6 protein-coding genes are annotated in these 10,678 nt (G+C 43.8%); 5 read left to right on the top strand and 1 reads right to left on the bottom strand.

Annotated elements, in window-relative coordinates:
* Window positions 1-56 precede the first annotated feature (56 nt).
* From POW22_RS04725 to POW22_RS04735, 3 genes are read left to right on the top strand one after another with little or no spacing between them, the layout of a single operon-like run.
* Window positions 57-1,619, top strand: a complete 1,563-nt coding sequence (locus tag POW22_RS04725) for a glycoside hydrolase family 32 protein (protein ID WP_272831472.1) — start codon at window positions 57-59, stop codon at window positions 1,617-1,619.
* A 6-nt stretch (window positions 1,620-1,625) separates the two neighbouring features.
* Window positions 1,626-2,975 (top strand): sugar porter family MFS transporter, encoded by a 1,350-nt coding sequence (locus POW22_RS04730; RefSeq protein ID WP_272831473.1) that lies wholly within the window; start codon window positions 1,626-1,628, stop codon window positions 2,973-2,975.
* Window positions 2,962-3,849, top strand: a complete 888-nt coding sequence (locus POW22_RS04735) for a carbohydrate kinase family protein (RefSeq protein ID WP_272831474.1) — start codon at window positions 2,962-2,964, stop codon at window positions 3,847-3,849. Before POW22_RS04730 ends, POW22_RS04735 begins: the two co-directional genes overlap by 14 nt.
* Here POW22_RS04735 and POW22_RS04740 read toward each other — a convergent pair.
* Window positions 3,846-4,895, bottom strand: a complete 1,050-nt coding sequence (locus POW22_RS04740; RefSeq protein WP_272831475.1) for a LacI family DNA-binding transcriptional regulator — start codon at window positions 4,893-4,895, stop codon at window positions 3,846-3,848. The two genes, POW22_RS04735 and POW22_RS04740, sit on opposite strands and share 4 nt — an antisense overlap.
* 882 nt (window positions 4,896-5,777) lie before the next feature.
* On the opposite strand from POW22_RS04740, the gene POW22_RS04745 reads away from it, so the two are divergent.
* Complete coding sequence (locus POW22_RS04745) at window positions 5,778-8,879, top strand: SusC/RagA family TonB-linked outer membrane protein (protein ID WP_272831476.1); 3,102 nt, start codon at window positions 5,778-5,780, stop codon at window positions 8,877-8,879.
* Between the two features lie 7 nt (window positions 8,880-8,886).
* Window positions 8,887-10,434, top strand: coding sequence for a RagB/SusD family nutrient uptake outer membrane protein (locus tag POW22_RS04750; protein ID WP_272831477.1), 1,548 nt, complete (start codon window positions 8,887-8,889; stop codon window positions 10,432-10,434).
* Window positions 10,435-10,678 lie beyond the last annotated feature (244 nt).

The following is a 10,678-nucleotide window of genomic DNA, read 5'->3' on the forward strand; positions in this document are numbered from 1 at the left end:
ATGGCTTATCCCAACTTGGACATTTCTATTATCTTAGTGGCACAACTAAGTATGCAATGATGCGATATCTCCCTTTTTTCCTTTTTGTATTGCTTGTGGGATGTAAGGAGACTACGACCACAGATAATACAAACGCTCAGCAGTTCACCTCAAACTACGACGAACCCTATCGTTTGCAATATCATTTTTCGCCACCCGCTAAGTGGATGAATGACCCGAACGGTTTGGTTTATAATGACGGGGTTTACCATTTGTTCTATCAGTATTATCCAGAAGATATTGTATGGGGCCCGATGCACTGGGGGCATGCCACCAGCAAAGATTTGGTCCATTGGGAAAACAAGCCCATCGCCCTATATCCCGATGAGAACGGACTCATTTTCTCAGGAAGCGCAGTTGTTGATAAAGACAATACTTCAGGTTTTGGTGAAGATGGAGTTGCGCCCTTGGTTGCAATTTTCACCTATCATCTAATGGAAGGAGAAAAGGCTGGCCGTACCGACTTTCAAACCCAAGGTATAGCCTACAGTTTAGACAACGGAGACACTTGGACTAAGTATGAGGGCAATCCGGTCATTGGTAATGAGGGCATTAAGGACTTTAGAGATCCCAAGGTGTTTTGGGATAAGGATACCAAACAATGGGTCATGATCTTGGTTGCTGGAGATCACGCTAAATTCTATAAATCTCCAAACCTCAAGGATTGGAAATTGATGAGCGAGTTTGGCAAAGATCAGGGCGCTCATGGAGGGGTTTGGGAATGTCCCGATTTGTTTCCATTAGATCATCCAGATCCGGACCACTACGCTAAAAAATGGGTGCTGCTTATCAGCATGAATCCAGGCGCTCCAAATGGAGGTTCTGGGACGCAATATTTTATTGGAGATTGGGACGGGGAAAAATTCACCACGGATCAAAAGGAACCTCTTTGGTTAGATTACGGCATGGATAATTACGCCGGTGTTACCTACAACAATGAACCTTATGGAGAACGAATCTTTATAGGATGGATGAGTAATTGGAATTATGCTAGAAATACACCCACAGAAGCTTGGCGAAGCTCCATGACCTTACCCAGGACTTTGAAACTAAAACGCTTTAATGAGGGAGTACGCTTGACCAACTATCCTTATGATAAAGTAGATACCTTGGTTTATGACCGTGAACCGGTGTACTATACGGAAGGACCTGGGCAGGTTTATTTTGACTCTGTAAATCTCAATCAGCATAGAATTCAATTCAAAACTTCCGCTAAAACGGACACCTATTTTATTCTGAGCAATAATCTGCGTGAGGAGATCGAGATCGGTTTCTTCCCAGAGGCTGGGAAAATGACCTTTGACAGAAGCCAGAGTGGGAAGGTAGATTTTGAGCCCTCTTTCGGAGCCCAGCGGCAAGAACAGCCTTTTAACCCAGATGGTGATGACATTTACGTCACCGCTTATATTGATGCTTCCTCTATTGAGATTTTTGTAGATTGGGGTCGATATGTCTTTACCAACCAGATATTTCCAAACGAACCCTTTGATGAGGTCCAAGTAGTGCCCGCAGACGAAGCTGCCCTTCGCTGGTTTAGGATCGATGCTATACCTTCCATTTGGAACAAACCAACTAACTAATAGTAGATGAACAAAATTGTAATGTGGTCAGTCACTGTGGCACTGGCCGGTTTTCTCTTCGGATTTGATACCGTAGTGATCAGTGGAGCCAATAAGCCCATTCAAGCCCTTTGGGATACTTCACCTTTATTTCACGGGACCTTTATTATGTCCATGGCGCTGTGGGGAACTGTTTTAGGATCTCTAGCCGGAGGTATTCCAACCAAACGCTTAGGAAGAAAGAAGACCTTGTTTTGGATAGGAGTGCTCTTTTTTGTTTCCGCAATTGGAAGTGCACTAGCGCCAGATCCGTATTCGTTTTCCTTCTTTAGGTTCATGGGTGGAGTAGGAGTTGGGGTCTCCTCAGTCGCGGCACCGATCTATATTTCCGAGATCACTTCCGCGCAGAATCGCGGAAAGATGGTGGCCCTATATCAATTTTGTTTGGTCTTCGGAATCTTGATCGCCTTTATATCGAATTGGTTGCTCAAAGGATTTGACGGAGCCAATGATTGGCGTTGGATGCTGGGAGTAGAGGCCATTCCTGCCTTGCTCTATACCATAATGGTACTTAAAGTACCTAACAGTCCGCGTTGGCTGGCCATTGTTAAAAAGGACGATGAAGCAGCGCTTGGAGTTTTAGAGACTATTTACCTCGGAGCGGAAAAGGCGAAAAACGTTTTGCAAGAGATCAAAAAAGATCTATTACAACCCAAAACCAGTGAAAAGTTATTTCAAAAGAAGTACAACCGCGTGCTGTGGTTGGGCTTTTTGATCGCCTTTTTCAATCAGCTCAGTGGAATCAACTTTGTGCTGTATTACGCGCCTCAAATCCTGGAGCAAGCAGGTTTGGGAGGAGAAGAATCGCTTTTTAACTCTATTGCCATTGGGATTGTGAATTTGGTATTCACACTCATTGGAGTGCGATTAATTGACAAATTAGGACGCAGGCAACTCATCATTATTGGTTCCATTGGATATATCGTGAGTCTTATTATGGTAGGTTGGTGTTTCTATGCGGATGCGTCTCCGGCCATGCTGTTGACCTTTATCTGTATTTTCATCGCCTCTCATGCCATTGGACAGGGCGCGGTAATTTGGGTGTTCATTTCTGAGATCTTCCCGAATCGTGTTCGTGCTTATGGCCAAAGTTGGGGTACAAGTACCCACTGGGTATTTGCAGCTTTGATCACTTTGATCACACCTTTCTTTATTGACGAGCAAGAAGGAATCCTCAGAGACTCACTCTGGTATATCTATTACTTCTTTGCCGGTATGATGGTCTTACAACTGCTTTGGGCGATCTTTAAAATGCCTGAGACCAAAGGAGTATCCTTAGAAGACTTGGAGAAAAAGCTTGTGGATGAAGAAGCCTAAGCCTTCAAAGCTTGTATGCTACGGAGAAGTTCTGTGGGATTGTTTTCCAGACCGAGAGATTCTAGGAGGAGCTCCATTTAATGTCGCATTTAGACTGCATAGACTCGGCGCAAAGGTAGAACTCATTAGCGCTGTTGGGAACGATGCTAGAGGGCATGAAGCCTATCGGCTTTTAGAAGAGTTCGGGCTGGACACCACCTACATCCATCCCGCTAAAGATTTAGCTACTGGTTATGTTGAGGTGGCACTTGACAAGGCTGGAGCAGCTACCTATACCATTGCGCAGCCCGTCGCTTGGGATCATATTCCAGCGCCTGACATTCCCATGAAAGATAACCTACTGGTTTTTGGAAGTTTGGCTTTACGAGAAGCATTCAATTTGAGTCAAGTTCAAAAATTGATCCAGCGCTGCGGCATCGTGGTTTTTGACATCAACCTTAGACCTCCACATTACCAAATGTCCGCATTGATCGATTTGATGCAGGCCGCGGATTGTATCAAACTCAATGAAGAAGAATTACCCTTGGTCTTATCAGAACTATCTATTACAGATAATGAGCTCGGCTCACAGTTAGCAGCTTTAGCCAAGGCAACGCAGACTGCTACAATTTGTGTAACCTTAGGAAGTGAAGGAGCCGTCTTATGGCATGAAGGGCAGTTGTACCGGCAAAAGGGAATTCCGGCTCAGGTAGTAGATACCGTTGGTGCTGGAGATGCTTTTTTAGCCGCTTTTATTTACGGTTTCTATTGCTTAGAAGAAGGCCCACAGTCAGCATTGAAGCGCGGCTGCGCGCTAGGTTCTTTAGTGGCTTCCACCCCTGGGGCAACCACGGAGATCTCCAAGAATGAACTCCAAGCTTTATTGAAGGATTAAGATTTAGCAGCTACTGCCGTTTTACTCAGCATGGAAGATCCTCTTCCAATTACCTTTGTAGGCATGGCTATGGTTTCCGGTGGAAGTATTTGCCCATTCTTTTTGGCTTGCAATTCTTTAAAGAGTCTTTTGAACACTTTTTTCCCCATTTTAATACCGTCTTGGTCAACGGTACTCAAGGTCGGTGTCATTGCAGAAGAGATAAACCAATTACTAAAGCCAATGATCTTTAGATGTTCAGGAACTTTCACGCCGCGTTCGTTGAACACCGATAGTGCTCCAATGGCTACCATATCTGTGTTGGCAAAGATGCCGTCTATATCCATGTCTTGATCTAAAAGCGCCGCGGCGTGCTCTCGGCCTTTTTCGTAAATGATAGGATCGCACAAAAAGACGTGCTTAGAATTGTATTCCAAACCGTGATCCTCTAGGGCCTTTTTATATCCTAGAAAGCGATCTATGGAGTTTTGCGGAAGTAGGGGGCCTCTAAAGTGCGCTATTTTGGTACATCCTTGATCAATCAAGTGCTTGGTTGCCTCATAAGCAGCTTTACGATCGTCAATAATGATCTTGGAACAAGGAATAAGCTTGGAGATCTTGTCAAACATCACCAAAGGAATTCCCAAACGCATTACCTTTTGCAAATGCGAAGTGTCTACAGTATTGTTTGCGAGTGAGATCATAATACCATCCACGCGCTTGCTGATCAAAAGATCGATCTGTTTCTTTTCCAGTTCTGGATTGTCATCAGACTGAAGAATGATGACTAAGTATCCTTTCTTTTCGGCTTGAGTGATGATAGCGCGGACAATATTGCCGAAAAAGAAATGTACTACCTCAGGAATGATCAGGCCAATGGTTCGCGATTCTTTCGTTCTTAAATTGACTGCAAAGCTGTTGGGTTGGTAATTGAGTCTCTCGGCCTCTGCTTTTACCAAAGCCTTGGTCTTTTGACTAACGTCTGGATAGTCTTTTAAGGCTTTGGAAACAGTAGCAATGGAAATTCCAAGGTATTCGGCAATTTGTTTAAGGGTAACTTGTTCCATATAATCAGCCTGTGGCTCAGGGGTAAAGGTTGGTTTTTGATTCTGTTTTTAGCCAAGCCCATATCAAATAGGGCTTTAGCGAGTGCTCGATAATTCCAGTCCGAAATCTGTTTACGAAAACCGCAAAAAATTCAGCCAAAAATACAGCTGAAAAGATTAAACAAAAAATCGAGCTAAGGCTATAACTCACACGTTTTCGTTAATTTTTCGTTCTCAGCTAAATTCAGGAGTCGAAAATACGAAAACGTTTTCGGTTATGAAAACTGAGATTTTAAGAGTGTTTATTTTTAATAATCAAAAAAAAAGTAAATATTAGCCCTTAAATTAAGACAACGTTAAGAAATGTACGCTTAATTGTTGTCTGGCTTCAAGGCGAGAGATGTCAACCAAAGTCCCTCGTTTACAGGAAGTTAATGAACATGATAGTGCAGAAAACAAGCTCAGACCGTAGAACTGTTAAGGCCGCTTATGGTGCAAGACCACCACATGCGAGCCCTTTTTGCATGTCTAAAATGCAACTTCGGGCTCATGTTCATCCATTAAACCATCGAAACAGTACAGTTAATTTTGGAGATCAATCCCCTCGGGAAAATGCAACGGCCACAGCGGTAAAAGTACACGATATTACAGCAGGTGAACACTCTAAGCGGTGGCAGCGAATTAGCCATCACTGGAGGGGAATTGATTTTTCTTTAACTGAAGCTAAAAGCATACAATTAACAACAACCTTTCTGGTGAAAAAGTCGTATCTTATCACCTTAAAGCGTAATAGACTAAAAATAATGACAGCAGCCTGAGTAATTTTTGGCGTTGTCGAATTCTTAAACAATTTGAAATTTTAATTAATCTAAACCAAATAACTGTATGAAAAACAAATTACTAATGAGACTTTTTCTACTTCCGATGTTTGCGCTACTTGGGAGTACAGTTTACGCTCAGATTAGCGTCTCGGGTACGGTGTCTGATGCTACAGGCCCGCTTCCTGGGGTGAACGTCCTTGTAAAAGGAACCTCTAATGGAGCTCAAACAGATTTTGACGGTAACTACTCCTTGAGTGATGTTGATTCCAACGCCACGCTAGTGTTTAGTTATGTTGGATTTGTTACAACTGAAGTTTCAGTAAACGGACAGACTACCATCAACTTCGTGATGCAGGAAGACACTGAAGCGCTAGAAGAGGTAGTTATTATTGGTTATGGTTCTACGACAGTAAAAGACGCAACTGGTGCAGTTACGGCGGTTACGTCAGACGACTTTAACCAAGGGGTAATCGCTTCTCCGGAACAATTGATCCAAGGTAAAACTGCCGGGGTTCAGATTTCTCAGGATTCTGGGGAACCAGGTTCTGCTGTAGCGTTTAGAATTCGTGGTTCGAACTCTATCCGTTCGAACAACAACCCGCTTTTCGTTGTTGACGGTGTGCCATTAGCTAATGACACAAGCCAGGAATTGAGTGGAACTTCTTTCGGTTCTGCTGCTCCTCGTAACCCGTTAAACTTCTTGAACCCGAATGATATCGAGAGCATTTCTATCCTTAAGGATGCATCTGCAACGGCTATCTACGGTTCTCGTGGTGCGAACGGGGTTGTAATCATTACTACCAAGTCAGGTCGTAGTGGTCGCGGAGGATCTTTCGAGTTGAGTTCTACTTTCTCTGTAGCTGAGGCTGCAAATGAGTACGACCTTCTTGATGCTGACGCCTACCTTGCTGCTTCTGCTGCTAACGGTTTTGACATCGCAGAGCGTGACTTCGGTGCTAATACTGACTGGCAAGATGTAGCATTCAGAAGAGCTACTTCCACAACAAATAACTTGTCTTATACCAACAACTACGGTGATGGTAATGTACGTGCGAGTTTCAGTTACTCTAAGAACTTCGGTATCGTAGAGAACTCGTCTCTTGAGCGTGTTACTGGGCGTTTGAACGCACAACACCGTTTCTTGGATGACAAACTTAAATTAGGATTACAGGCTTCTTACGGTCGTACTAACGACGAGTTTGCACCGCTTTCTGGTTCTGCTGGATTTAGAGGTGACTTGCTTGGTTCTGCTTACTCAGCAAATCCAACTTGGCCAAACAATCCTGACTTTACGGGAACTGGTGGTCTGACTTCTCCAGCTGCGCTTTTGGCGTATACTGAGAACTTAGGTAACACAGACCGTATCCTTGTTAACTTCTCTGCAGAGTACGATGTTACATCTGAGCTTTCTGCTAAAGTTAACTTAGGTTATGACTATTCTGATACTTTCTTAAGCAGTGCTACAAGTGCACGTGCTCTTAACGTTGACCAAGGTGCATTCGGAAACGGTGTTGCTGGAGTAAGCCAACGTGAAGCGACTAACACGCTTTTGGAAGCTACATTAAACTATAAGAAAGAGTTTGAAAACAGCTCTTTGGACGTACTTGCTGGTTACTCTTACCAAAAGTTCGATCGTAACGGTCGTAACTTGAGCGGTTTCGGATTCTTTACTACTCAGATGGGAGACATGATCGACGATCTTGTTTCTTCTGCTGATGCTGTAGAGAGCCAAATCACTGGTTCTTACCAACAGTATGGATACGCTCCAAACATCAACGGTACTTTCGTGAACCGTCTATTCCCAGAGATCCTTCAGGATAACATCGGGAATACTTCAGGTGCACGTACGCGTTCCTTGTTCGGAGATACTTTCGATAGCTTTGATGAACTACAGTCTTACTTTGCTCGTGTGAACTACACACTTGCGGACAAGTACTTATTCACCGCTACAATGCGTGCGGATGGTTCTTCTACTTTCGGGGATAACAACAAATACGGATACTTCCCATCAGCTGCTGTTGCTTGGAAGATCAACGAAGAAGACTTCATTGGTGACAATGTATCGACTTTAAAACTACGTTTGAACTGGGGTATCACTGGTAACCAAGATGGTCTAGGATACGGTAACTTCCTACAGCGTGAGCGCTTCGGAGGTGGAGACGTGATCAACGACGGTGGTGATATCAACATCCCAGGTACAAACACACAATCATTCCGTAATGATGACCTGAAGTGGGAAGAAACTACTCAGTTCGGTGCTGGTATTGACTTTGGAGTGAACAACGATCGCTTCACTGCGACTATCGATGTTTACCGCAAGCAAACAACTGACCTGTTATTACGTACCATTTCTGCGCAGCCGGCTCCACAGCCATTCGTATTCTTGAACTTACCAGATTCAGAGGTAGTTAACCAAGGTATTGAAATCGCGTTAGGATATGACATCATCGATCAAGAGGACTTTAGCTGGAACGCTAACTTCCAATTGACTTATAACGAAAACGAAATCACCAGCCTACAAGGACAGTTCCCAGCGGGTACTATCCGTGGTCAGGGTCTATCTCTTGCATTTGCTCAGCAGTTGCAAGAAGGACAGCCACTTTTCTCATACTTCTTGAGAGAGTTTGGTGGATTCGACGCTACTACAGGACAACCATTGTATCCTGAAGGAGACGTACAAAAATTCGTAGGAAAGAGCGCTTTGCCAGATATTACTGCTGGACTCTCTACTACGTTTAATTACAAAAACTGGACGTTATCGGCATTCTTTAACGGACAGTTCGGACACTACATCTACAACAACACAGCAAACGCATTCTTTACGGCTGGTGCATTTAGAGGGGGTCGTAACGTATTACCAGAGACATTGACTTCTGGTGAGTCGTTTGATGCTGCTGCAGATGTTTCAACAAGATTCCTAGAAGCTGGGGATTTTGTAAGACTTCAGAACGCAACGTTGTCATACAACGTGCCGATGGAAGAAGATGGATTGTTTGACGCTTTACAACTGTCGCTAATCGGACAGAACTTGTTCGTGATCACTGACTACTCTGGTCTTGATCCTGAAGTTTCTGTATCACCAGGTGGTGGAGATCTATTGAACGGATTCCCAGTATACGGTATCGATTACACGGCGTTCCCAAGACCGAGAACAATTTCATTTGGTATAAATGCTAAATTCTAAAATTATTATGAAAAGAAACATTTTGATGAACACAAGATCGCTACTAGCGATGGCCCTCGTTTCTCTTTTGGCAATTTCTTGTACCGACTTAGAAATTGAGGCAACTGACTCTGTGTTAACTGACGAATCTGTTGGTTTTGACGGGGTAAACGCTGAGGCGGCTCTTAACAACGTATATAACGATGTTTACGGGCAACTCGGTGATCAGGCGAACTTCTTCGCTTTGAATGAAGTATCAACTGATGAGACTTTAGTACCAACTCGTGGTACTGACTGGGGTGATAACGGAATCTGGCGTACGCTTCACGCGCACACTTGGTCTCCAACACACCAGTACATTTTGAACACTTGGAACAACTTGAATCAGAACGTATTCCGTGCTTCGGAAGTTATCGACTCTCGTTCAAGCCCGACTCCACAGCAAGCTGCTGAGGCGAAGTTCCTACGTGCATTTAGTATGTATTTCGTATTAGATTTCTGGGGTGTTGCACCTTTCAGAAACGTAGATGACGGACCAGAGGTAAATCCTTCTGTTCTTACAGCTACTGAAGCTTACGAATTCATCTTGAATGATTTGACAACTGCATTGCCAGATCTTCCTTCTACAGGACCAAGTGCAGAGACCAACCGTGCTTCTAAAGCTGCGGCTAACTTTATGTTGGCTAAGTTGCGTCTTAACGCTGAGCGTCACAAAGGTTCTATTGACAATACAGACTATCAAGCGGTAATCGACGCGGTTGATGCTATCGCTGCTGATGGGTTTGCATTGCAAGCTGGATATTTTGATCTATTTAAGCAAGATGTAGATAACGAAACCATCTGGTGGGCTGTTACCTCTGTAGGTAACCGTATCTGGAATGGTATGCACTACAACATCAACGCTCCAGACAACGCTGGTGGTGGATGGAACGGATTTACTACTTTGGCTGAGTTCTACGATGCCTTTGAAGGAAACCCAACATCTAACTACGTAGGTGACGGTCAGGAAGAGCGTCGTGGATGGGTGCCAGATGCATCTAATGCAGACGATACTAACTTAGGTATTGGATATGGATTCTTGATCAACCAACAGTACAACGAAGACGGAACTAAATTGAAAGACCGTCCTGGAAACGACCTAGTATTTACTAAGGAGCTTCCTGGTCTTCAAGGTAACGGTGAAGCTACTGGTGTACGTTTGATTAAGTATCACCCAGTAAACGGATCGTTTACTTCTCACGAGATCGTATTCCGTTACGCAGATGCTCACTTGATGAAAGCTGAGGCTATGATGCGTATGGGCGGAGACGCTACTGCTATGGTTAACGAGCTTAGAGCACTACGTGGAGCTTCTCCACTAGGAAGTGTATCAGAAGCTGATATGTTGGCTGAGCGTGGACGTGAGCTATGGTACGAGTTCTGGAGACGTAATGACTTGTTGCGTTTCGGACAGTATACTCGTGACTGGGAATTCAAAGATCCTGCTTCTGTTGGGGCGACCTTCAGAAACTTGTATCCTATTCCAATTAACGCACTTCTTTCTAACCCTAACTTGGTTCAGAACGAAGGATACTAGAATTTTCCTTTTTCAAGATAGAAACAGGCTCCTTTTGGGAGCCTGTTTTTTTATACCCGGATAATGAATTTGAATTTTCATTACGCCTTCAAACTGCTTTAAAATATTTGTTTCACAGCTTCTTTCGATTCTAACGTAGCCCAACTACGATAGAATCTCCAAAAAGCAATATTTTCTTGCATTGTTAAGGCTCATTCTAAAAATTCTCCTCCATTATCCGGGTTGATTTTTCGCATATTTCTTG

This window comes from Gilvibacter sediminis (genome assembly GCF_028561565.1).
In the GTDB taxonomy this organism is placed as follows: domain Bacteria; phylum Bacteroidota; class Bacteroidia; order Flavobacteriales; family Flavobacteriaceae; genus Gilvibacter; species Gilvibacter sediminis.